Here is a 22,023-nt window from a genome sequence, read left to right as displayed (position 1 = left end):
CAGATGCGGAATAACACGCGAGCCGGTGTTTTGTATCGCGAGGTCACAAAGGCGGGGTCTGTTACAAACTGCGACAAATCAATTCGGGGCGAACGCTCCTCTTCATCTAAGACATGCGATATCCAGAGAAAAACCTGTCGAGGAGTCGTGTACCAACTGACACCGAAACCATGTTTCGGTGGAAGTGAAATTCGGAAGAGTTGGTGTCGAGAGTGGCAGAGGCCCTGATGTTCCCGAAAATTCAGTCATTCAACCCATGGCAGGAGGCTGCAAGTTGCTCTTTTTGAACCGCATTTTCTTGGTGCTTGCCTTGGTGATTTTGGCGGGGTGCGGTGCAGGAAACGACATGCGCCCTGATGCTTCAGCCGAAGTCATCAGTAGTGCATCCTACAGTCACGACGGACCGGCCGCGTTGACGCTGTACACTATGATCAATAACAGGTCCGGGGCGGGTGCGCATACCAGCGTCATGATCAATGGGTCGCAGCGCGTTATCTTCGATCCGGCAGGAACGGTCCGGCTGAGCGCGGTACCGGAACGGGGAGATGTGCTTTATGGCATTACTCCACAAGTGGCCGATTTTTACGCACGGGCTCATGCACGGGAGACCTACCATGTCGTCATACAAGAGATCGATGTGTCCCCCGAAGTCGCGGAGCGCGCCTTGCAACTTGCATTGGCAAACGGTCCGGCTGCTTCAGGCTTTTGTAGCGTCAGTACTTCTGCGATCCTAAGGCAATTACCAGGATTTGAATCCATTGGACGCACATTTTTTCCAAAGCGCCTGATGGCGGATTTTGGCAAGTTGCCGGGCGTGCGAACCACAAAGCTGTTCGAGAACGATGAGGACGACAAATCCGTAGCGATCGCACAGTTCGAAAATTCACTTGCGACGCGGCCTTGAGTGTTCGTCCAACAATTCGTTGCAAGTTGTCCCTGCACGACGCGGTACTCGGCGTGTGAGCCAAAGATTCTCTGTCCTACGAATAGGTCAGCTTCGAGCGGTAACGCTGTCTTCGGCCGAGTAAAGGAACGCCGTCGATCCGACAGCGACATTCGGATAGAGATCATTGATATGGGCCATCACCATGCGCACGCATCCCGAACTGGCCCGGCCGCCAATGCTGCGAGGGCTCGGCGTTCCGTGAATTCGAAGGTACGTATCCCGATCTCCGACGAATAGATACAAAGCCCTGCTGCCCAAGGCATTGTTGGGGCCGGGCTCCATACCGTCGGCAAACCGCTCGTAAGCCTCCGGATCGCGTTCGATCATTGACTGTGTTGGCGTCCAGTGCGGCCATTCGACCTTTCGGCGGATCGTATAGGTGCCGGGTTCATAGAGATCGCCCTTGGCAATCGCGACCCCGTAGCGCATCGCGGTGCCATCTTCCTCGATATGGTACAGATAGCGCGCGATCGCATCGACGTGAATGTCACCCGGGCGCAAACCGTCATTCGCCAAAACGCGTTGCGGCAGCAGCCTGGGATGCAGCCCCCATGGGTTGGTTGTTGCCGGGTCATAGTTGGCGGGCGTGACCTGCGCATCCCAAGCTGCTTTTTCGGCTGTTGTCGGCCAGGTCTTAGCGAATGCTGGCGAACTCAGAGAAGCTGAAAACAGCGAGCCGGAAAGTGCAAGGAAGTGTCGTCTTGTAACCATGAAGCGAAGCCCTTTGTTTGTTTTCGATGAATGCGAGACGATTCAAGAAACGTCCGCGACCCCATGCCATCGACCCTTTTGATGTCTTGCGATCGCGACCAACCAGAGGCAAGCAAGGACACCGCTTAGGATCGCGTTCCAACTCGCCATGGACAACGTCAGAAATTCCCAGACAACCTCATTGCACAGAACAAGAGTGGACGCATTTGAACTCGCAGAGGGCAGCAATTCCGATACCGACATTTGGGAAACATCGAGGCCGGATCCCGTGCAAGAAGTCGGTCCCTCCCACCAGCCGCGCTCGACACCGGTATGAAACATTCCCAACGCGGATGTGCTGAGTGCCGACAGGGCACCGATTATCAGGATTGGCAAAATCGGCAGAGCAAAGAGCAACAGAGCGCCCATTCCAATGGCGATTGCGTGTGGGTAGCGTTGCCAGATGCACATTGCGCACGGCGCGTACCCAAGAGCCTGGAAAACGAAGGCCCCTAACAGCAAGGCGGCTGATCCTGCCGCCGCAGTCATGCCGAGAGATTTTGGTGTCAGGGTCAATGAACGCTCCCGTTGGCAATCGATGGACCTGTTTCTCGCTTGTCAGGTTACGTAGACGGCAAAAGGCCTGTTATCATTCAGAGATTTGTAACGGTATGTATCCGTCTCGACCCTCAGCCGACTCTGATCCACGTTGCCATACCGTCGGCTTGGTGGCTCAACATGTGGCAATGCAGCATCCAGGATCCCGGATTGTCCAGGACGACGAGAATATCCCGCGTCTCGCCGATATCCAGGAAGGTCGAGTCCCGGTATGGACCGGCTTCCCCCGCCGCATCGAGTTCCCAGAAATGGTGGCCATGCAGATGCATGACGTGTGGAAACCCGGTTTCGTTGCGGATTGAAATGCGCACGGTCGTCCCCCGCGCGACGGATAGGAAAGGGGTTCGAGGCAGTCCAGATACGTCATTGAGCGCCCATGTTCCAGTGCCGTTATGGGACGCGCTTCCCGCACCTCCCTGGAGCACCAGCTCCGCGGTTTGGCCGGGGTCTTGCGGGGCGGGCATTCGGTTGGCGGGCAACGCGGTGATGGGCACTTTCGCAGGGTCACGAGAGCCGGAAACAGCGATTTCGCCAAGGCTCAACGTCCACTCTCCAAAGCTGTCGTCGAATCTAATAGGCCCGGTCGCATCACCAATCACATCGCATCTTTGCCCCGGAGCTAGGAGGATGGGTTCGAGTGTCTGTGGCTGCGCCAGGGGCATACCATCCAGTGCAACGATCTTGCCTGCCAGACCGTCCAGCCCGACACGGTAAACCCTGTCGATAGAGGGATTTATCAGGCGCAAACGCAGGCGGTCGCCTTGTCTCACATTCTTGCTGGTTCCATTGGAAACAAGCGCCGTGACCGTATTGCCGATACGGCCCTCGGTCGCGAAATGAGCCGGGTTGAACCCTTCGTCGTACTGTCCGGACTGATCCAACAAGACATCGAAGAACTGAACAACAATGTCATGGTCGACAGCCGGCGCATTTTGCTCCTCGACGATGAAGGCGCCGAAAAGGCCGCGGCTGACCTGATCGTAAGACAGGTAATGCGAGTGATACCAATACGTGCCGGCATCCGGGACGCCGAATTGATAACGATACGTGTCGCCCGGAATGACCACATCCTGAGTGAGAACGTTGACACCATCCATCCGATTTGGAACCCGCAACCCATGCCAGTGAACAAGAGCGCCCTCCTCCAATCGGTTATCGAGGGTAATGCGGGCGGTTTGTCCTTGTCGCATTCTGACTTCTGGGCCCGGCAGACCACCGTTGAAGCCCAACATCGACACGTCGTACCCAGCAAGGCGCGCCTTGATCGATTGGGGCGCGAGGATCAACTCGCGTGTCGCTGCTGGCAAGCGGGTACCAGCCAGCGCAACGGTCATCCCGCCAAGGAAAGACCTCCGGCTCAAAGACAATTCCGTCACCTCATGAATGATGGACTGGCTTTCGCCAACTGCCGCACTTGTGCCATTTCCGGAAGAGGAACTTCAAGGCGACAGAACGCTCCTCACGCCGTTGTCACTTTGGGATACAGGAAGACGCGGGCGCCAATTTCTACGCGATCATACAAATCTTTTACGTGTTCATTCGTCAACCGCGCGCATCCATTCGACACGGCCGATCCAATGGTTTCCGGAGCGTTGGTTCCATGAATACGAAGATAGGTATCGCGTCCCTCATCATCATAGAGATACAGCGCGCGGGCCCCGAGCGGGTTGTTTGGCCCGCCTTTCAGCCCATCCTTGTACTTCGCGTATTTGCGTGGCTCGCGCCGGATCATGGCGTTCGTTGGCCGCCACCATGGCCATTTGGCCTTGCGCGCTACCGTGAACTCTCCGGGTTCGTACAAACCTTTGCGCCCTACCCCGACCCCGTAGCGGATCGCCATCCCGTCCTCGAGCATGAAATAAAGGAAAAAATCGTCGGGAACGACGTGGACATCGTCTTTAACCCAGTCACCACGACGGGTGTTTACCAATTGCGGTTCGAACCGTTCGGGCAATTTGACTTTGTGGGCCCAGGCAATTGTGGGCAGAAAGCAACCCATCGCTCCGGCACAAATCAATTCTCGTCTCGTGAAATTCTGCATGGCGCGATCTCCTCGGACCCATGAAAATTCAGTGCGCGTCAGGGGCAAAGAAAAGAAGCCGTGAACCGGGGCAAACGACGCGCCTTTGTTGCCTTGAAACTACGAAAATTCGCGCTTTTGGAACTCTCCAGCGCTGGAATGTTGTTGTTTTACAGAGAACTGCAAGGAGGTGACTGGAAATGCACTACTCACGGTTCTTTATGATGATCGGAACATCGACCGTGGTCATGTTCGTTCTGATGTACCTGAACACCTATCTTTGGGGCCATATCTTCTTTTCGGAGACACGCCTTTACATGGCCATCCTGATGGGGGCGACCATGGCCGTGATCATGTTGGCGTACATGTTGTCCATGTATCAGAACACCAAAGCCAACATCGCGATCTTCGGGGGCGCCATACTTGTCTTTGCGGCAAGCCTCTGGCTGGTACGCGGGCAATTTACGGTGCAGGACAGGTCCTACATGCGCGCCATGATCCCGCACCACTCGATCGCCATCATGACGTCGACTCGTGCCGAGATCACCGACCCGCGCGTCCGGGGGCTCGCAGACGACATTATCTATGCGCAGGACAAGGAAATCGCCGAAATGCGCTACCTCATTGCTGACATTGGCGCAAACGGTGAGGCATCGGCCACGCCGACCGGAACGCCGGTACAGGTCGTGGATGCGCAACAGGCGCTTCAAACGGAGGTCGTGTCAAAAATCGATCCCGAGTTTCTGACGGAAGACGAAATCGCAGCGGTGTTCCCGAATGGTGGAGACTGCCGATTTGCCTACACCTCGGACAGTCCAGCCGTGCTGGTGACCGGTGAGACCGGCGAAGGGACTGGGGCCGCGATGAAGATCAGCGGTGACCTGGTGCGCCTGGATGCGCAGGGCGAAAATGCGTTTTCTCAAGGCCCGCTATCGGCCGAGATCGTAGAGACAGACGGTGACCTGACCGATCTGATCGTCAGCGCGGAACCGACTACGAAGCCGGGTTCCGTGGTCAATTCACCTGCGCCGGATAAGGAGGAAAGCATATGCCCCGGGACACAGACAGTAAATCCGCGCAGCTTTATCGCATGGTCATGCCGGGCCATGTCTGCCCCTACGGTCTGAAATCGAAAGACCTGCTGGAGCGGCAAGGCTTCGAGGTGGAAGACCATCCGCTTGAGACCCGTGAAGACACCGATGCTTTCATGGAGAAGCACGGGGTCGAGACGACGCCGCAGACCTTCATCGGCGGAGAACGGATCGGCGGCTACGATGATCTCAGGGTGTTCTTTGACATCGACCCACCCGAGGAAGAGCAAAGCGACACGACCTACCAGCCGGTCATCGCGATCTTTTCCGTCGCCGCGCTATTGGCACTGGGCCTGTCTTGGCACCAGTACGGGTCGGTCTTTACCTTGCGCGGGTTCGAATGGTTCATTTCGCTGTCCATGACCATTCTCGCGATCCAGAAATTGCAGGATGTCGAAGGGTTTTCGACGATGTTCCTCAACTACGATCTGCTGGCGCGCAAATGGGTACGATACGGCAAGCTTTATCCGTTCGGCGAAGCGTTGGCAGGTGTCCTGATGACTGCCGGCGCGCTGCTGTGGCTCTCGGCGCCTGTCGCCCTGTTTATCGGCACGGTCGGCGCTGTCAGCGTATTCAAGGCTGTCTACATTGACAAGCGGGAGTTGAAATGCGCCTGCGTCGGCGGTGACAGTTCCGTCCCGCTGGGGTTCATTTCGCTGACGGAAAACCTGATGATGATCTTCATGGGTATCTGGATGCCGGTCCGCGCAATTTGGTTCTGAAACGTGCCGAACCGGCATCGATTATTCGGACATTCGTACAGGTGAGAGATCTGCGAGGATCGGGCAATCCGGACGATGATCCCCGGCACATTTCTCCACAAGCTCGGTAAGCGTCGTTCTCATGGATTGCAGTTTCTCTATCTTCTCCTCGATCTGGCGAAGATGGTCTTCCGCAACCGTTTTCACCTGAACGCTTTCGCGGTTTTCATCCTCGTAGAGAGCCAGAAGCGTCCTGCAATCTTCGATGGTGAACCCCAAGGCCCGTGCTCGACCGAGAAACGCCAGCTTGTGAACGTGGTTCTCGGTGAATGCGCGATAGCCGTTCTCACTTCGGTTCGGGCGGATCAGCCCGATTTCCTCGTAGTAGCGGATTGTTTTTGGGGGCACACCCGATTGTCGGGAAACGTCTCCGATGTTCATGTCGAACCTCCGTTATTCTGCTGGAGCAGGAGTGACAGCTGCCAGCTCTGCCGGGATTGCGCGCTGCTCGTCCATCGCCGGCGCGATACCTCGCAGGCGCAGGGCATTGGTTAGAACGAACACCGAGGACAACGCCATCGCGCCCGCCGCGAGAATTGGTGACAGGAGCAGCCCAAAGGCCGGATAAAGCACCCCGGCGGCGACCGGAATCAGCGCGACATTGTAGGCAAAGGCCCAGAACAGGTTCTGCCGGATGTTTCGCATGGTTCGCCGCGACACTTCGAAGGCATTCACCACGCCGCGCAAATCGCCGGACATCAGGACGACATCCGCGGACTCGATGGCCACATCAGTGCCGGTGCCAATGGCGATACCCACATCGGCATGCGCCAGCGCCGGGGCGTCATTGATCCCGTCGCCGACAAAGGCGATGCGCTTGTTCCCTTCGCGCAAACCGTCAAGCGCCGCGACCTTGCCGTCTGGCAGAACGCCGGCAACGACATGGTCGATGCCGGTTTCGCGGGCGATGGCTTCGGCGGTTTCGCGTTTGTCCCCTGTGATCATCGCAACCGCAAGACCCTTCTCGTGCAGCGCTGCGATGGCTGCGCGGCTTGCCGGTTTGACCGGATCGGCGACGCCGATCACGGCGGCGACACGTCCATCTATGGCAGCGTAAAGCGCCGTGCGACCCTTGCTTGCGATCTTCGTTTCCTCTGGAGTCAATGCCGAGACGTCAATGCCTTCGCGCGCCATGTAGCGGTCGGCCCCAACCAACACCTCCACGTCTTCGACCACGGCGCGCACGCCGTAACCTGTGACCGATTGAAAGCCTTCGGCCCCCGCAAGAGGTGCGCCCTCGGCCCGCGCGGCACGGACGATGGCGTCCGCGACAGGATGCTCGGAGAGCGACTCCACGGCGGTGATCTTCGAGAGCGTTGTTGAACGATCGAACCCTTCGGCCAGCACCAGGTCAGTCAGTGCGGGTCGCCCCTCGGTCACCGTGCCTGTTTTGTCGAGGGCGACCACATCAACGGAATCAAGTTGCTGCAAGGCGTCGCCCTTGCGGAACAGGACACCCATTTCCGCAGCACGTCCCGTCCCGACCATGATCGAGGTCGGCGTCGCAAGCCCCATCGCGCAGGGGCACGCGATGATCAGCACCGACACACCGGCGATCAGCGCCATTGTCAGGGCCGGATCAGGCCCGAAAACCAGCCAGACCAGCACGGTCGCCGCCGCGATCGCCATGACGGCAGGTACGAACCAAAGCGTGATCCGGTCGACCAATCCCTGGATCGGCAGCTTGGCGCCCTGGGCCTCTTCGACCATGCGAATAATTTGCGCCAGGGTTGTGTCGGCGCCGACCCGGGTGGCGCGGAATTGCAGACTTCCGGCACCATTGACCGTCCCGCCGGTCACCGGATCTCCGGCACTTTTTTCAGCGGGAATCGGCTCGCCTGTCAGCATGCTTTCGTCGACGCGGCTGGTCCCCTCGATGACCTCGCCATCAACCGCGATGCGTTCACCAGGGCGCACGATGACGATGTCACCCTGAACTAGCGCATCGATCTCGATCTCTATGCTTTCACCGTCCCGCATCACGCGTGCGGTCCGCGCCTGAAGCCCCAGCAGCTTCTGGATGGCCGCGCCCGTTCTCCCCTTAGCGCGCGCTTCAAGAAAACGCCCCAGCAAGATGAGGACGACGATGACCGCTGCCGCCTCGAAGTAGACAGAGCGCAGCGTGTCAGGCAAGGCCGATGGTACGAATGTCGCAACTACGGAATAGAAGTAAGCCGCCCCGGTGCCGACCGCGACGAGGCTGTTCATGTCGGGCGCGCCCCGGAATAGGGCCGGGAAACCCTTGGTGTAAAACGTCCGGCCCGGGCCGAAGAGAACGATTGTCGTGAGAACGAATTGAAGAAGCCAACTCGTCTGCTGACCAATCGTGGTCTCGATAAGCATATGAACGGCCGGAATGACGTGGCCACCCATCTCGATCAAAAAGACCGGCAAGGCGAGGATGGCTGCAAAGGTGACCCGTTTGGCAAGCGCCAGAGCCTCTTCCTCCTTGCGCGCAACCCTGTCGTCACCGGCTTGGGCCGTTGCCACGGTGGCCGGATACCCTGCCGCGCCGCTTGCATCGATCAGATCGGATGTCGTGACAAGACCTTCGACGTAAACCACCGTCGCCGTCTCGGAGGCGAGGTTGACGTTCACCTCGACCACCCCGGGCACCGCGGCAAGCGCCTTGTCGACCCGCCCGACACAAGAGGCACAGGACATGGCCGCAATCGTGAGTTCGGCCCTGACCGTCCGCGCAGGGTAGCCCAGCTCGCGGAGAGTTTCGATGACTTCCGGAACGCGCTTGAGCGCGTCCACGCTCATACGCGCGGTTTCGGATGCAAGATTCACCGACACATCCTCTACGCCGTCGATTGCATTCAATGCGCGATCGACCCTGCCGACACAGGACGCGCATGACATGCCTTCGATCGGCAGGCTGATCTGTTTGGGTTCGGGCATATGTTTCACCTGTTTTTCCATTCGAGGTGGAATGTAGGGCTTCCAGTAACTGGAGGGTCAATGGGAGGGCGCCAAATAAATTTCTTCTCTTGACCTTCCAGCGCGGGGAAGCCCCATGTCACCGGCAGAAATCAGATCAAGGAGTGGTTCCGATGAAGTTCAGCGTTCCGGACATGAGCTGTGGGCATTGCACCGCAGCAATCGAAAGCGCAGTGAAAACCGCAGATCCGAATGCAGGCGTAGAATGTGACCTTTCTGCCCGACAAGTGCGTGTCGACAGCGTGTTACCAGCCGATCAGGTCCAAGCGATCATTCGGGATGCGGGCTATGACGTGGAACCTGCGGCCGCTTGATGCAGTGCCCGGACCACCCAGGGGCGGTCCGGGCAAGAACTTTCAGTCTTCGTCTTTGCGGGCTTCTTCGACCAAGTCGGCAAGCTGCGCCTTTTCGACAAAGCCAGGCACCAGCGCGTCACCGATCACGAAAGACGGCGTGCCGTTGAAGCCCAGAGCTTGGGTCAGTTGCATGGATGTCGCAATGTGCTCTTCGACCTCGGGGGCCTCCATGTCCTTGCGCAACTGCGCGATATCCAGGCCGATCTCCTCGGCAACGCGCAGCACGGAGGCCTCTTCCGCGCGGCCTTCCAGCCCCATCATCGCCCAGTGAAACTCTTCGTATTTGTCCTGCTTGCGCGCTGCCAAGGCCGCTTTCGCGGCGAACACCGATCCGTCTCCGAGAATGGGCCATTCACGATAGACGAGGCGAATGTTTGGATCCTCTTCGATCAAAGCCCGCACCTCGGGTTTGACCCGCCGACAAAAGGGACAGTTGTAGTCGAAAAATTCCACAACGGTGACGTCCCCTTCCGGGTTGCCGAGAACCGGCGCATTCGGATCGTTCTCGATCAGATCGCGCTGGTCATTCAGAACTTGGGCCTGACTGAGCTCCTGCGCTTGCGCCTGCCTCTGTTCGAGGATCGCCACGGCCTCCATGACAATCTCCGGGTTCTCGCGGATTGCCTCGAGCACAAGTTCCTTGACCCGGGACTCTGACAGTTCGTCGGCGAGTACCGGTATCGGAAGCAAGGCAGCTATCGCGACAGTCGTGAAGGCTTGTCTGAAACGCATTTTAATTATCTCCCCGTTGTTCGTCGGCTTCTGTCCGCGCGGCCTGGACTTCGCGAACGCGGTCTGGCCAGGTGGACCGGATGAAGGCCAGGATGTTGTGAATTTGCTGGTCGGTCAGCACGTCTGCGAAACCCGGCATTCCGCTGTCGTATTCGACACCCTGACGCGCCAGAAGCGCCGCACCCCCCAGTTTTGTGTAATCGAAGAGCAGGCTGTCAGGATGATGCCAGGTGTGACCCGTCTCATCATGCGGTGGTGCTGGCAGGCGCCCATCCGCGCCGGGCGTTCGCCATTCCGGCTGGCCTTCCAGATTTGCGCCATGACAAGACGCGCAGTTGTCTGCGTAGAGCAACGCGCCTTCTTGGATGTCGGAGCTCTCCGCCTTGGACGCGCTGCCGACATCCGAGGATGCACTGGTCGAGAGCCAATAGGTGAAAGCGGCTGCGACAACAGTGATCGGAACGGACCAAACGAGATACCTCATGTGACCCGCATCCAGGTTGTCATGCCGGACGCGGCGTGGCTGAGCATGTGGCAATGGAACAGCCACTTGCCGGGATTGTCCGCCGTAAAGGCGATCTCGCGGGACTCGTTGCCAGCCAACAGGATCGTGTCGCGCATCGGTCCGAACGCGCCGTCGGGGCGCAGCTCACGGAAATGCATTCCGTGCAGGTGCATCGCATGTGGGAACACGGTCTGGTTCTCGATCTTCAAGCGCACCGGCTCGTTCAGGGATAGATCGGCCAATGGCGTGTCGGTCATTTCGGCGACATCATTCAGGGCCCAGAACTTGCCCGCCTGGGCAAGCTGACGAAACCCAAGGCGTTCCCCTCCGAGCATGGCAGACTGCATCCGCCCCATTGCTCCACCGGACATGACCAGTCGCAAATCACGCGCTTCGGCAAGGTCCGGCGCGTGTGCCGCGGGATTCGGCGGCAGCGGCAGCGGCTTGTCTCTCGGTACTGAACTGGTTGTGCCATCGACGGAAAAAGTCACCAGCGGGGTCAGTTGATCATCATCGCCGATGCGCAGCACCTCTGCGGTTCCGCCTTCGTCTGCGGTCACATCGACGATCAGGTCCACGCGCTGTGCGGGACCGAGGATCAATTCACCGTCAACCGGCTGGGGTTGGCCGATAGGCATCCCATCCAGGGCCATCGTCCAGCCACTCACCCCCGATAGCCTCAGCGGGAAAATCCGCGCGCTAGCTGCGTTGATGATGCGCAAGCGAATGCGTTCGTTACGCTTCGCGGGCAAGGTCAGGTCATAGCGCCCATTGGTCGTGATGAAGTTGCCGGTACGTCCACTATGGCTCATCATCATAGGCTGTTCGAAATTGTCGAACAGCTGCCCGCTCTCAGGGTCGAGCAACCAGTCCTCCAGAACGATGACTTCCTCGCTGTCGATGTCCGGCCCATCGGCCTCTTCGACGATCAAGGCACCGCGCAAACCACGCGCGACTTGCTCGTATGAGCGATTATGCGCGTGATACCAATAGGTGCCCGCGTCTGGTACGACGAAGTCGTAGTCAAAGGTTTCACCCGGTGCCACGGGCTCCTGGGTCAGCCCTGAAACGCCATCCATCGCGTTGTCGATCCGGATTCCGTGCCAGTGAACCGAACTGGGGTCAGGAACCTCGTTGCGGAACCTGCGGCGCACCCGATCGCCTTGAGCGACCCGAATTTCCGGAGCCGGAACGAGGCCGTCATAGCCCCAGATCTCTGTTCCCGGGTAGGTGTCCGGAAGAAGCTGTTGACGCGCAACCTTGGCAACCACGTCCTCGAACGGGGTTGCGGCATAAGCCGACCGCGGGATGGCCGCCGCGCAGGCCGCCAGTGTCGCATGGCGCAAGAAATCCCGACGTGTTTGTTTCATTTCGATCCTCGATAAAGCGAGGGCTTGTTGCCCCCGCGTGATGTTAGTTCGAAGCGGGGTTCTCCGCCTCGACCGTGTCCTTGTTCAGCAGGAAAAGCGCCATCGCTTCGCGATCGGCAGGTGTCAGAAACCGAGTTCCCTCGCGAACCACTTCCGCCATGCTGCCGCCGAAAGCATCGCCCGAAGGGGTGATGCCGGTCTGGAGCGCATAAGCGAGGTTTGAAACCGTCCAGTCGTTTTTGGCCAGGTCTTTTGGCCGTATCGCGGGTGCCTTGCTGCCACCGGGAAGCTGGGCGTTGCCTGCAAAGGAAGCACCGATATCGCGACCTCCTGCAAGATTGCGCGGCGTATGGCAGGCTCCGCAATGTGCCGCACCGCGCACCAATTCCCGTCCGCGGTTCCATGCGCCGCTTCGCCCTTCAACCGGTTCGGTATCCGGATCGTAGAAGAACGCCGCTCGCCAGAGCTTCAGCCCCCATCGTTGATCGAATGGGAAGCTGACATCGTTTTCTGGTGCAGGTTCGTCCACGGGCGGCTTTTGCGAACTGTTCTGCCGTCCATTCGCCCATGCCATGTTTGGGGTCGGTCGTCAGGTTGGGCGGATAGAACGTTCCGAACGGGGTTTCGAGCGGCGCCCCTCCGGCAAGTGGTGCGCCGCCCGCTTCAAAATTGGTATGACAGGCAATGCACCCACTGGCGCGCGCCAAATATGCGCCCCGGTCGACATTGCCCTCTGTTGCAATCGGAGTCACTGCACTGCCGACAGGCCATGCAATAACAGCGCCGAGGCCGGCCGTGCCAAGCACGGCGACCCCGCTGACGAGTGTCAAAAACCGGCGCATGGTTAGTCTTCTTCCGCCCGGAAGCGTTCATGGCATGCGGAACAGACCTGGGTCGTCATCGCGAATGCCGCGTCGGCGGGCATTTCGGAAATGGCGGCGGCATCCATCATGCCGCCTCTGCCCATCATCGCGCTCCCGCCCATCATGGTTGTATCGCTTCCCATCATGGATCCGCCGCCCATCATCGAGGCGCCATCCGTGGAGGTATTGCCACCCATGCCGCCTAACCCATTGTCGGCTGCGCGTTCCAGGCCCTCAGAGTATTCCTCCAGCTGACTTGCCAATGCTGCGAAGCGGTCCCAATCGGTCCACACCTCGTCTTTGGCTTCCGAGGGCATGCCCCCCGTGCCCTCCGGGAACAGCTTTGTCATGCTCTCGCCGGCGTGCTGCTGGAACAGGCGCGCTGCATCGCCCACTGTTTCTGCGTCATAGGCCGTTTCACCCCGCATCATCGGGGCTACGGTTTTGACTGCCTTTCCCATGGCGGCCATGGCATCCATGCGTTCCTTTACGATGCCCGTGGCACCGCTATGCGCAAATGCCGCAACCGCGGTTCCTGCAATCAACACTGCCGCTGTGATAGTTGTCTTCTTCATGTCTTGGATCCTTCTTTGGGTCTGCTTTTCGAGCGATGTGAAATCAGACCCACCGTCGTGGCGGTGGAGGATCGCTGGTGGAGCGCAACTCTGTTAGTTGGGTCGCGGCGTCTTGCATGACAGCCGTCAGCAACTGAGGCTCGTAAACCACGTTTGGCTGGAGAAACACCACAGCCGTGACAGAACAATCGAGTCCCGGATGACAGTGGCCAGAGGCCTCGTTCGTCGATGACCCTACATCTTCGTGAGCGTGAAATTCTTGCGCCAAGGACGCTTCACCATGAAACGCTGGCGCCTCAGGCACTCCGAGAACCACTTGGAAAAGGCCGAAAACGATCGACAGAATCCATCGGTTTGTCTTCGACCAACGCATCAGTCAATCCCGTTGGCCCGCTGTAGTTCGCGGACATAGGCGGCAACCATCTTGACGTCTCCTTGTGTCAGTCCTTCGATCCTTGGCATATTACCGAATTTCCAGTGATGCGCACGCACGCCATTTTGAGCGGCCAGAACAAAGGCCATGTCTGAATGGTGGCTTGGCTCGTAAATCTTGTGCACAAGAGGCGGGGCAATCCCGTTTTGTCCCGCTGCGTTTGCTCCATGGCACTCGGAACACTTAGCCTCGAATATGGTTTTCCCAATCGTGGCTTGCTCCGAGAATTCTGCCGGCAGTTGGACCTGAACGATTGGGTCGCCTGCTTCTATCTTACTCGTGTCAGGAGGCGTCATGGAATGACCCATCGCTGTATCTTCCGCAGAAATGAACTGCCAAGTTGCAACTCCCCCGCCAGCTATAACTACGGCTGCGATAAGTGCGGTCAATTTATCCATGCTTGTGTCTTCCGTCTTGCCCGTTGTGTCAGATGAGTTTGACCTGAGTGCCGACAGGCATGCGCTCATAGACCTCCTCGATTTGTTTGTTGAACAAACCGATGCAGCCGTTTGACGACCGACGGCCGATCTTGCGCGTATCCTGTGTCCCGTGAATACGGTAGTACTGCCACGACAGGTACAGTGCACGAGTGCCCAAGGGGTTGTCCGGATCACCCCCCTCGACACGAGCCGGCCATTCCGGATTGCGTTCCCGCATGGAGGGCGTTGGCGCCCAACTGGGGTTTTTGCGTTTTTCCACCACTTCGGTGTAACCGCGTTTGGTGAGTTCGTCGGTCAGCGGAACGGAAGTTGGGTAGATCCGCATCTCGCCATCTGATGTCCAATGCTGGAGCGACTTCGTCACGGTATCGGAGATGATGATCCCCTTTCCGAGTGCGTCGAAGTGGTCTTGCCAGTCATGAACTCGGAAAGAAGAAATGTTGCGGCGAATGGTTTCGGCTCGAACCACGCTTGGTGCAGCCAAAGCGACAGCCGCATACCCCAATAGGCTTCGTCGATTGATCTTTTTGTTTCGCAATGTCGTCATGACACACTCCTAGCCTCGGGTTTGTTGCATCTCTTTTACGGGAGACCCGGCATCAGGCAACCTGACAAGGCCGCGAGAAGTGTATCCATTTGTATCCTTGACCTTACCCTGCTGGAGGGTCGCAAATGGCGCGAAGAACGAGACAATGAGGGTGTCATGGACCACCAAAACCACAGAAAAAAGCCGATCACGGACAGGCTCATGCATTACGGAATGATGGCGTGTTGCGTCGTCATGCTGCTGCCCATTGCGGGATTTTTTCTTGCCGGCGGCACATTGGCGGGCATGTGGGGCAATGCAGCGGCTTTCGCCCCACTCCTGCTTTGCGTCGGTGCGCATCTCGTGATGCACAAATTTATGGGAAAGTCGTGCCATTCGAACGAAGAGAAAGGCAGTATCGAAGAAACACCCGTGTCCGTGCCTTCTGCGATTCCCGTGGTTGCACGCAACAGGCGATAATTTGCGCGGGAAAATGCGAGCAAGCGCATGGTTGCTGACGATTACAACGCTTGGCGGATGCGCCGCAAGTCTTGAAGACTGTCCCGAGCGGGAGGTCATCGTTTCCACCAAGCAGGCATCGATCATCCTCCCCGACGGGTGTCGGTTGATATCCTCGTCCTCTGTCGACGTAGCGCGTGTTGTTTGTTCTGATGGTCGACAAGGCTTTGCCGTCGGCGGTCTTTGAGACAAAGTTCCGGGTGCAGATTCAACCCGAGCCGGCTTTAAGGGAAGGAAGCGGATCCTTGGCGAAAACCCTGTCGACACTGCGCCGGGTTCTGATTTTGCCCGCACTGATCCTGGCGCTTTCCTCTGGCAGTGGCTCGGCGGAGACATCAGCCGCGTATCAAAGCTCTCCGCTGAAGGCGCATCTCATCACGGCACAGGACGGTGTTTCCAAGAACACGCAGACTCTTTCCGCCGGACTTCATCTCCAACTGAACGAAAACTGGAAGACCTATTGGCGGTCGCCAGGAGAGGTGGGAATACCGCCTTCGGTCGAATGGAGCGGTTCCGAAAACGTCGCAGATGTCGAATTCATGTGGCCTTCCCCGACACGCTTCACCGCCTTCGGCATCGAAAATTTTGGTTATGCGGGTGAAGTCGTCTTTCCGCTGCGCATAACGCTCAAAGATCCCGGCGCACCTGTGACTCTTTCCGCGCAAGTCAAACTGCTGGTGTGCTCCAATGTCTGTGTCCCGGAAGAGTTTGACCTGTCACTTCGCCTCGGACGCGGCAACGACATCGACAGCACTGCGGCTGGGCTGATTGGCACGTTTTCCGAGCGCGTCCCCGAAGGAGCCGAGGCGGGTGGCGTCAGCGAGGCAAATGCCTTCATCGACGAAGACCTCACGGAGTTGATCGTCAATCTGCGCGTCGATGAACCACTCCAGTCGCCGGATGTGTTTCCCGAACTGGGTATCGGTGTTGCGCTTGGCAAACCCGATATACGTTTGGGAGAAGAGGATCATTTGCTTTGGGCGCGCTTGCCGATCCTCTCGTCGAATACGGATGTGACGGTGGCGCCGTCGATTACCGTCACCGATGGCGAGAACCGGGCCTTCACCGTGATTGCGGATCGCGTGGCGCGACGTACGGCACCGCCCTTCGAACTGGCCGCCACGACACCGGACATGATGGAACTGCTCTGGATTGCCGTGATCGCGCTGCTGGGTGGATTGATCCTGAACGTGATGCCCTGCGTGCTGCCGGTGCTGTCCATCAAGGTGTCGTCTGTGCTCAAACACACAGATCACGACACAACCCGTGTCCGGTTCGGTTTCGTCGCAGCCGCCGCTGGCATCATGACGTTCATGTGGGGTCTGGCGCTCATCCTTTGGGCGCTCCAGACGGCAGGGCTCAGCGTCGGGTGGGGGCTGCAATTTCAAAGTCCGCTATTTCTTGCGGTGATGATCGCAGCCCTGCTCGTCTTTTCGGCAAATCTGTTCGGAGCGTTCGAGTTCGCCCTTCCACAAGGCATGCAGACAAGGCTTGCAGATACCGGAGGGCGGAGCGGATATTCCGCCGACTTTTTCACCGGCATGTTCGGTGCCGTCATGGCGACGCCTTGTTCGGCACCGTTCCTCGGCACCGCGGTGGCCTTTGCTTTGGCCGGGCGTGGCGTGGACATTCTCATCGTCTTTACGAGCCTCGGGCTCGGCCTCGCCCTGCCCTATCTCGTCATCGCCGCGTTCCCGCGTCTGGTCGCGTTCATGCCCAAACCTGGCCGGTGGATGCTGATCGTCAAGAGCTTGATGGGGATCTTGCTGCTTGCAACCGCCGTTTGGCTGTTCTGGGTGCTCGACGGTGTCGCCGGGCTGGCCTCCGTCATCGCGGTCGCGGCGTCTTCCGGTCTCGCCGTTCTGATCTTGTCCCTCCCGAATGTGCAGTCCCAATTCAGATGGTCTATTGCCACGGCCAGTCTTGTTCTGGCTCTTGCCGCGGGTCCTCTCCTGCAGCAATCAGCGCCTGCCCGTGCAGGGTCGCAATCGGCGTTGGCTTGGGTCGCATTTGACCGTTCGGACATAGCGAAACGCGTGTCCGCAGGAGAGGTCGTCTTTGTCGATGTAACAGCTGACTGGTGCCTGACTTGCAAAGCGAACAAGACACTTGTCATCGACCGGGAGCCGGTCCGCAGTACGCTGGACGCGCCAGGCGTCACGCCGATGCAGGCAGATTGGACACGCCCGGACGCGCGCATTTCCCGTTACCTTGAGAGTTTCGGCAGATATGGCATCCCTTTCAATGCCGTCTATGGACCGTCGGCACCAAACGGCATTGTGCTGTCCGAATTGCTTACGACCGAAGACGTGATGGACGCCTTGGCGCAAGCCAGCGGTCGAGATGTTTCCGCAAAGGTTGCCGGACAGGAGTGATCTGCCCGGGCGGGACACCGACCAGCAGTCAGCCGCCGAGCCGCTCGAGCGCAGCGCGGACCGCCGCACGCCGAGGATCATTGGCGGGCTGCTGCTCCAACAGCGCTTCAGCCTTACGGTAGGCCTCAATGGCGCGATCCTGCTCCTGAAGGACGGTATAGGCGTTTGCCAGCCGCATCCAACCATCCAGATCTTCCGGTTCATCCTCAAGACGCCCAGCCAGCCGCGAGACCATCGAGCGGATGAACTCCGCGCGGTCCGCGTCATTCATCTCTGACGCCGCCGCAACATCTGCCGCACTCGGGCCGGGTTGTGATGTCGGCCCGCTGGGTAGATCGACGACCGGGAGGTCGGCGGCCGCTGCAATCCGGTTGATCTGCAAAACGTATGTTTCCATCCAGGGCACGAACGTCTTTTCCTGGTTCAGCCGGGAAACGAGCAGATCGTAGGCCTTACGCGTCTCTTCTTTTTGAAGATGGTAGAGAGACTCGAAATAGGTTGCCGCAGGATTGGATGGGTCAAGTTCCAAAGCGCGATCAATGGCCAATTTCGCCCGTGGAATAACAACGCCATCATTGGCAACCGCGACAGCCTCCGCCAGCATAGAGAATGTCGCGGAGGTGGCATCCTCCCGTTTGGCGACAACTTCAAATGCTTCGACAGCATCAACTGTTCTGCCCATGCGCTGATAGGTCTGGCCCAACAGCATCCACCCTTCGCTGGGGCCGCCGGTCGGATCGGATACAAGCCTTTCGCGAAGTTGTATTGCAAGCGCCATCACTTCATCAGTCTGTGCGCGCTCCTCTGCACGGGCAGCGAAGGCCATTGAAGGCACCTCAGGCGATCCCATTGTCAGATAGTAGCCCGCGGCAATAACCGGCGCGAGGACCGCCGCGACAACGAGAGTGACTCTGCCGCCATTGCGGGATGATCCGGTTTTTTCTCCCGAATTGCGGGTCGTCGCGAGGATCCGTTTCTTGATTTCGAGTCTGGCTGCTTGAGCTTCCTGTTCAGAAATCAAACCGCGGTCCATGTCTCGTTGAATTTCCCGCATCTGATCGGCAAGGATCGCCGGTACCGCATCTCCTCTGGTGAGAGTGTTCGATTTGGACAGCAGCAGCGGGTAGAGGACAATTCCGACTGCGAGCAGCGTCAGAAGACCGAAAATACCCCAGATCATGACGCATCCCCCGCTTCGTTTCGTCTGAGAATTTCGGACACGGTGTTTTCATCCTCCGAGCCCAAATCTTCAAATGCCTCTTGCTTTCGCCGACTCATCAGTACCCCACCACCAACGAAAACCCCGATGAGGACGAAAGCGATCGGCGCAAACCAAAGCGCGTAGGTCGCAGGCTCCAGAGGCGGCTTCAGCAGCACGTAATCCCCGTACCGCGCCCGAATGTATTCGATCACCTCGGTGTCAGCGTCTCCGGTGACCAGTCGCTCGCGTACGAGCAGACGCAAGTCCCGCGCCACACCCGCGTTCGAGCTGTCGATGTCCTGGTTTTGACAGACGACGCATCGTAGATCCTTGGAAATCTCCCGCGCACGCTGTTCCAATACCGGGTCGCTCAGCATTTCGTCCGGTTCGACCGCATTGGCGGCAAAGGGAAAGAGCCCGATGCAAAACGCGAAAATCAACTGTCTCATAATGCTGCTCCATTTGGCAGTGCGCCTGCTTGCTTCAGGGCTTGCGTGAACCGTTCGACGGCGTCCGGACCGACGACCGGCCCGACATAGCGAAACAAAACGGTACCACCGCCATCGACGATGAAGGTTTCCGGCACGCCTGACAGGCCCCATTCGATCCCGGTGCGGCCCGACAGGTCGGACCCGATCCGCTCGTAGGGATTGCCGAGGTCATTGAGCCACTTCACGGCATCCTCTGGTTTGTCTTTGTAGTTGATGCCGAACAACCGCATGCCCCCGCGTTCGACAAAGCGTGTCAACACGGCATGTTCCGCGCGGCAGGGCACGCACCAGGACGCAAAGACATTGACCACGACCGGTCGTTCGTTGCCGACAAGATCGCTTCGGGCCAGGCCGGGTGTCTCCAACCCCGGCACGGGATCGAGATCGAACGCCGGGGCCGGTTGCGAGATCAGGACGGAAGGGATCTCATTGGGATCCCGGTCGGGATTGAGCCCCCAGAGAAAAAACCCCCCGAATATGACCGCCGCAATAAACGGCAGCCCGGCAGTGAGACGTTTCATCTTCTCTCCTACTCCGCAGGAACAGCATCGCTGGCTGGCTGTTTGGCGCGGCGCGGCGCCCCGACCCTCAAACGGCGATCCGACAAGGACAAACAGCCACCGATCACCAGCAAGATCGAGCCGATCCAGATCAGGTTGACGAGCGGTTCATAGAGGATCCGAAGGGTCCAGGCTCCGGCGTTGTTCACTTGATCGGAGGCCGGCGTTGCAATCGACGTATAGAGATCACCCGCCAATGTGGACCGGATGGCCGACTCCGTCGTCTGACTTTCCGCGACCGGGTAATACCGCCGTTCCGGGAACAGCTTCGTGACCAGTTCGCCATCCCGACGCACCACAAGGGTGCCGCGATCCGCGATGTAGTTCGGCCCTTGAACCTTTGCGGCCCCTTCGAAGGTGATGTCGAACCCGGCGATCGTGACTTCGGTCCCGGGGCCGGCAAAGACGATCTCCTCACTTTTCCATCCGGTCGAGCCGATCATCCCCATCATCAAAACGGCGACCCCGGCATGGGCAAGCGTCATGCCGTGTGACGCACGTGGGAGGTTGCGCGCGCGTCTCGCGCTCTCCGCAAGGGGAACCTCGAACAGGCGGATGCGTAGCGCCCATTCCCGTAGGGTTGCAAAAAGCAGCCACGCTGCACCGAGGATGGCAAGATAGGCCATGATCGGCCCACCGTTCAGAAGATACCATGCGGCCAAAGCTGCGATGACCGCCAGCACGGCCACGAACCGAATGCGATCGAGCAAACCGGCGATATCAGCCCGCTTCCACGACAGGAATGGACCAAGACCCATGAACACGACCAGCGCCAGCATCATCGGAATGAAGGCCGCGTTGAAGAAAGGTGGACCCACCGAGATCTTGTCCCCGGTGACAGCTTCGAGGATCAGCGGATAAAGCGTCCCGAACAGGACCGTTCCCGTAGCGGCGGCCAGAATGAGGTTGTTCACGAGCAGCCCGGCTTCGCGGCTGATCGGGCGAAACAGACCACCCGGCTCCATTTCGGGCGCCCGCCAGGCGTAGAGCGCCAGCGACCCACCGATGGACACGGCCAGCAGACCCAGAATGTAAAGCCCGCGCTCTGGATCGACGGCGAAGGCATGCACGGAGGTAAGCAGGCCGGATCGGACAATGAACGTGCCGAGAAGTGAAAGCGAGAAAGTCAGGATGGCAAGCAGGATGGTCCAGCTTTTGAACGCGTCGCGCTTTTCGGTGACGATGGCGGAATGCAGCAGCGCCGTGCCCAGAAGCCAGGGCATGAAGCTCACGTTCTCGACCGGGTCCCAGAACCACCAGCCGCCCCAGCCCAGTTCATAATAGGCCCACCAAGATCCAAGAGCGATACCTGCCGTAAGGCTGACCCACGCGGCCAATGTCCACGGGCGGACCCATCTGGCCCAGGCTGGATCGACGCGCCCTTCCAGAAGAGCCGCAACGGCAAAGGAAAATACGATGGAGTAGCCGACATACCCGAAATACAAAAGCGGCGGGTGCATGGCGAGACCCATGTCCTGAAGCAACGGGTTGAGGTCATTGCCGTCGAGCGGCGGCGGAAACACCCGCTCGAAGGGGTTCGACGTCAGCAGCAGGAAGGACAGGAAGCCGACGCTGATCCACGCCTGCACCGACAAGGTGCGCGCCTTGGTCTCGGCGGGGATGTTCGATCCGAACCAGGCGACGCCCGCGCCGAACACCGCGAGTATCAGGATCCAGAGCAGCAGCGAACCCTCATGGCTGCCCCAGGTCCCGGCCACCTTGTAGAGCATCGGCTTGAGCGAATGGGAATTCTCGACGACGTTCCTGACGGTGAAGTCGCTGGCGATGAAGGCCTGCATCAGCGCTGCGAAGGCTATGGCCACAAACAGCACTTGTCCTATTGCCGTCGCCTGGGCGGATTTCATCCAGACGGCGTTTCCACGCGATGCACCTGCAATCGGCAGAACGCTTTGAACAAGTGCGAGGGCCAGCGCGAGGGCCAGTGCGAAGTGACCAATTTCCGGGAACATGGCGTTCTTTCCTATCCAGTGTCGGTGGGCGTCGCGTC

22 protein-coding genes and 1 pseudogene are annotated in these 22,023 nt (G+C 59.0%); 6 read left to right on the top strand and 17 right to left on the bottom strand.

The annotated features are described in order from the left end of the window. Nucleotides 1-346 precede the first annotated feature (346 nt). A complete protein-coding gene (locus ETW24_RS23480) occupies nt 347-904 on the top strand; it encodes a hypothetical protein (protein WP_233486466.1) in 558 nt (185 codons plus the stop codon). Nucleotides 905-991: 87 nt separating this feature from the next. Here ETW24_RS23480 and ETW24_RS23475 read toward each other — a convergent pair whose 3' ends face one another. The 4 genes from ETW24_RS23475 to ETW24_RS23460 form a co-directional block, all read right to left on the bottom strand. Beyond that, nucleotides 992-1,657 carry a L,D-transpeptidase gene (locus ETW24_RS23475; protein ID WP_024099381.1) on the bottom strand — a complete coding sequence of 222 codons (666 nt, stop codon included), beginning with the start codon at nt 1,655-1,657 and terminating at the stop codon, nt 992-994. Between the two features lie 42 nt (nt 1,658-1,699). Continuing rightward, nucleotides 1,700-2,185 (bottom strand): disulfide bond formation protein B, encoded by a 486-nt coding sequence (locus tag ETW24_RS23470; protein ID WP_040104428.1) that lies wholly within the window; start codon nt 2,183-2,185, stop codon nt 1,700-1,702. Nucleotides 2,186-2,325: 140 nt separating this feature from the next. Beyond that, a complete protein-coding gene (locus ETW24_RS23465; RefSeq protein ID WP_092465203.1) occupies nt 2,326-3,588 on the bottom strand; it encodes a multicopper oxidase family protein in 1,263 nt (420 codons plus the stop codon). 125 nt (nt 3,589-3,713) lie between these two features. After that, nucleotides 3,714-4,295, bottom strand: coding sequence for a L,D-transpeptidase (locus tag ETW24_RS23460; protein WP_082645005.1), 582 nt, complete (start codon nt 4,293-4,295; stop codon nt 3,714-3,716). Between the two features lie 179 nt (nt 4,296-4,474). Here ETW24_RS23460 and ETW24_RS23455 point away from each other — a divergent pair, with 179 nt between their 5' ends. Then, on the top strand, nt 4,475-5,401 hold the full coding sequence (locus ETW24_RS23455; RefSeq protein WP_306434225.1) for a DUF305 domain-containing protein: 927 nt from the start codon (nt 4,475-4,477) through the stop codon (nt 5,399-5,401). Then, nucleotides 5,323-6,087 (top strand): MauE/DoxX family redox-associated membrane protein, encoded by a 765-nt coding sequence (locus tag ETW24_RS23450; protein WP_170863239.1) that lies wholly within the window; start codon nt 5,323-5,325, stop codon nt 6,085-6,087. The genes ETW24_RS23455 and ETW24_RS23450 overlap by 79 nt, the downstream gene beginning before the upstream one ends. A gap of 21 nt (nt 6,088-6,108) precedes the next feature. Here the strand turns inward: ETW24_RS23450 and cueR are convergent, their stop codons facing one another. Both cueR and ETW24_RS23440 read right to left on the bottom strand, forming a co-directional pair. Then, entirely contained in the window at nt 6,109-6,507 is a 399-nt protein-coding gene (gene cueR, locus ETW24_RS23445; protein WP_058123691.1) for a Cu(I)-responsive transcriptional regulator, read from the bottom strand. A 12-nt stretch (nt 6,508-6,519) separates the two neighbouring features. Continuing rightward, on the bottom strand, nt 6,520-9,030 hold the full coding sequence (locus ETW24_RS23440) for a heavy metal translocating P-type ATPase (RefSeq protein ID WP_058123748.1): 2,511 nt from the start codon (nt 9,028-9,030) through the stop codon (nt 6,520-6,522). Nucleotides 9,031-9,182: 152 nt separating this feature from the next. On the opposite strand from ETW24_RS23440, the gene ETW24_RS23435 reads away from it, so the two are divergent. Next, on the top strand, nt 9,183-9,383 hold the full coding sequence (locus ETW24_RS23435) for a heavy-metal-associated domain-containing protein (RefSeq protein WP_024099389.1): 201 nt from the start codon (nt 9,183-9,185) through the stop codon (nt 9,381-9,383). Nucleotides 9,384-9,425: 42 nt separating this feature from the next. On the opposite strand, the gene ETW24_RS23430 is transcribed toward ETW24_RS23435, so the two are convergent. The 7 genes and pseudogenes from ETW24_RS23430 to ETW24_RS23400 form a co-directional block, all read right to left on the bottom strand. Next, nucleotides 9,426-10,157, bottom strand: coding sequence for a DsbA family protein (locus ETW24_RS23430; RefSeq protein ID WP_129373422.1), 732 nt, complete (start codon nt 10,155-10,157; stop codon nt 9,426-9,428). Nucleotide 10,158: 1 nt separating this feature from the next. Further along, nucleotides 10,159-10,641, bottom strand: coding sequence for a c-type cytochrome (locus tag ETW24_RS23425; RefSeq protein ID WP_058123693.1), 483 nt, complete (start codon nt 10,639-10,641; stop codon nt 10,159-10,161). Beyond that, a complete protein-coding gene (locus tag ETW24_RS23420; protein WP_096873521.1) occupies nt 10,638-12,032 on the bottom strand; it encodes a multicopper oxidase family protein in 1,395 nt (464 codons plus the stop codon). Before ETW24_RS23420 ends, ETW24_RS23425 begins: the two co-directional genes overlap by 4 nt. Before the next feature lie 43 nt (nt 12,033-12,075). Next, nucleotides 12,076-12,874, bottom strand: a pseudogene (locus tag ETW24_RS23415) (cytochrome C). A gap of 2 nt (nt 12,875-12,876) precedes the next feature. Next, nucleotides 12,877-13,470, bottom strand: a complete 594-nt coding sequence (locus tag ETW24_RS23410) for a c-type cytochrome (protein ID WP_058123696.1) — start codon at nt 13,468-13,470, stop codon at nt 12,877-12,879. A 372-nt stretch (nt 13,471-13,842) separates the two neighbouring features. Continuing rightward, nucleotides 13,843-14,301, bottom strand: coding sequence for a c-type cytochrome (locus ETW24_RS23405; protein ID WP_058123698.1), 459 nt, complete (start codon nt 14,299-14,301; stop codon nt 13,843-13,845). A gap of 28 nt (nt 14,302-14,329) precedes the next feature. Next, nucleotides 14,330-14,890 (bottom strand): L,D-transpeptidase, encoded by a 561-nt coding sequence (locus ETW24_RS23400; RefSeq protein WP_058123699.1) that lies wholly within the window; start codon nt 14,888-14,890, stop codon nt 14,330-14,332. A gap of 156 nt (nt 14,891-15,046) precedes the next feature. Between ETW24_RS23400 and ETW24_RS23395 the strand changes: the two genes are divergently transcribed. Together ETW24_RS23395 and ETW24_RS23390 are read left to right on the top strand one after the other, a co-directional pair. Beyond that, nucleotides 15,047-15,349 carry a DUF2933 domain-containing protein gene (locus tag ETW24_RS23395; protein ID WP_058123700.1) on the top strand — a complete coding sequence of 101 codons (303 nt, stop codon included), beginning with the start codon at nt 15,047-15,049 and terminating at the stop codon, nt 15,347-15,349. A gap of 284 nt (nt 15,350-15,633) precedes the next feature. Continuing rightward, on the top strand, nt 15,634-17,763 hold the full coding sequence (locus ETW24_RS23390) for a protein-disulfide reductase DsbD family protein (RefSeq protein ID WP_096873525.1): 2,130 nt from the start codon (nt 15,634-15,636) through the stop codon (nt 17,761-17,763). Between the two features lie 28 nt (nt 17,764-17,791). On the opposite strand, the gene ccmI is transcribed toward ETW24_RS23390, so the two are convergent. The 4 genes from ccmI to ETW24_RS23370 are packed head-to-tail and all read right to left on the bottom strand — an operon-like array spanning nt 17,792 to nt 21,985. Continuing rightward, a complete protein-coding gene (ccmI, locus tag ETW24_RS23385) occupies nt 17,792-18,943 on the bottom strand; it encodes a c-type cytochrome biogenesis protein CcmI (RefSeq protein ID WP_096873522.1) in 1,152 nt (383 codons plus the stop codon). Then, on the bottom strand, nt 18,940-19,413 hold the full coding sequence (locus ETW24_RS23380) for a cytochrome c-type biogenesis protein (protein WP_024099400.1): 474 nt from the start codon (nt 19,411-19,413) through the stop codon (nt 18,940-18,942). Before ETW24_RS23380 ends, ccmI begins: the two co-directional genes overlap by 4 nt. Further along, on the bottom strand, nt 19,410-19,976 hold the full coding sequence (locus ETW24_RS23375) for a DsbE family thiol:disulfide interchange protein (protein ID WP_024099401.1): 567 nt from the start codon (nt 19,974-19,976) through the stop codon (nt 19,410-19,412). The genes ETW24_RS23380 and ETW24_RS23375 overlap by 4 nt, the downstream gene beginning before the upstream one ends. 8 nt (nt 19,977-19,984) lie before the next feature. Then, nucleotides 19,985-21,985 carry a heme lyase CcmF/NrfE family subunit gene (locus tag ETW24_RS23370; protein ID WP_096873523.1) on the bottom strand — a complete coding sequence of 667 codons (2,001 nt, stop codon included), beginning with the start codon at nt 21,983-21,985 and terminating at the stop codon, nt 19,985-19,987. Nucleotides 21,986-22,023 lie beyond the last annotated feature (38 nt).

This window comes from Leisingera sp. NJS204, assembly GCF_004123675.1.
Classification (GTDB): Bacteria; Pseudomonadota; Alphaproteobacteria; order Rhodobacterales; family Rhodobacteraceae; genus Leisingera.
The sequence above is the reverse complement of the archived record's forward strand: the minus strand, read 5'-3'. Positions and strand labels throughout refer to the sequence as shown.

Bases quoted from the DNA above. Each gene is read 5' to 3' on its own strand.
- ETW24_RS23480 (WP_233486466.1), top strand. From the start codon at position 347: ATGCGCCCTGATGCTTCAGCCGAAGTCATCAGTAGTGCATCCTACAGT.
- ETW24_RS23475 (WP_024099381.1), bottom strand. From the start codon at position 1,657: ATGGTTACAAGACGACACTTCCTTGCACTTTCCGGCTCGCTGTTTTCA.
- ETW24_RS23470 (WP_040104428.1), bottom strand. From the start codon at position 2,185: ATGACTGCGGCGGCAGGATCAGCCGCCTTGCTGTTAGGGGCCTTCGTT.
- ETW24_RS23465 (WP_092465203.1), bottom strand. From the start codon at position 3,588: ATGACCGTTGCGCTGGCTGGTACCCGCTTGCCAGCAGCGACACGCGAG.
- ETW24_RS23460 (WP_082645005.1), bottom strand. From the start codon at position 4,295: ATGCAGAATTTCACGAGACGAGAATTGATTTGTGCCGGAGCGATGGGT.
- ETW24_RS23455 (WP_306434225.1), top strand. From the start codon at position 4,475: ATGCACTACTCACGGTTCTTTATGATGATCGGAACATCGACCGTGGTC.
- ETW24_RS23450 (WP_170863239.1), top strand. From the start codon at position 5,323: ATGCCCCGGGACACAGACAGTAAATCCGCGCAGCTTTATCGCATGGTC.
- cueR (WP_058123691.1), bottom strand. From the start codon at position 6,507: ATGAACATCGGAGACGTTTCCCGACAATCGGGTGTGCCCCCAAAAACA.
- ETW24_RS23440 (WP_058123748.1), bottom strand. From the start codon at position 9,030: ATGCCCGAACCCAAACAGATCAGCCTGCCGATCGAAGGCATGTCATGC.
- ETW24_RS23435 (WP_024099389.1), top strand. From the start codon at position 9,183: ATGAAGTTCAGCGTTCCGGACATGAGCTGTGGGCATTGCACCGCAGCA.
- ETW24_RS23430 (WP_129373422.1), bottom strand. From the start codon at position 10,157: ATGCGTTTCAGACAAGCCTTCACGACTGTCGCGATAGCTGCCTTGCTT.
- ETW24_RS23425 (WP_058123693.1), bottom strand. From the start codon at position 10,641: ATGAGGTATCTCGTTTGGTCCGTTCCGATCACTGTTGTCGCAGCCGCT.
- ETW24_RS23420 (WP_096873521.1), bottom strand. From the start codon at position 12,032: ATGAAACAAACACGTCGGGATTTCTTGCGCCATGCGACACTGGCGGCC.
- ETW24_RS23410 (WP_058123696.1), bottom strand. From the start codon at position 13,470: ATGAAGAAGACAACTATCACAGCGGCAGTGTTGATTGCAGGAACCGCG.
- ETW24_RS23405 (WP_058123698.1), bottom strand. From the start codon at position 14,301: ATGGATAAATTGACCGCACTTATCGCAGCCGTAGTTATAGCTGGCGGG.
- ETW24_RS23400 (WP_058123699.1), bottom strand. From the start codon at position 14,890: ATGACGACATTGCGAAACAAAAAGATCAATCGACGAAGCCTATTGGGG.
- ETW24_RS23395 (WP_058123700.1), top strand. From the start codon at position 15,047: ATGGACCACCAAAACCACAGAAAAAAGCCGATCACGGACAGGCTCATG.
- ccmI (WP_096873522.1), bottom strand. From the start codon at position 18,943: ATGATCTGGGGTATTTTCGGTCTTCTGACGCTGCTCGCAGTCGGAATT.
- ETW24_RS23380 (WP_024099400.1), bottom strand. From the start codon at position 19,413: ATGAGACAGTTGATTTTCGCGTTTTGCATCGGGCTCTTTCCCTTTGCC.
- ETW24_RS23375 (WP_024099401.1), bottom strand. From the start codon at position 19,976: ATGAAACGTCTCACTGCCGGGCTGCCGTTTATTGCGGCGGTCATATTC.
- ETW24_RS23370 (WP_096873523.1), bottom strand. From the start codon at position 21,985: ATGTTCCCGGAAATTGGTCACTTCGCACTGGCCCTCGCGCTGGCCCTC.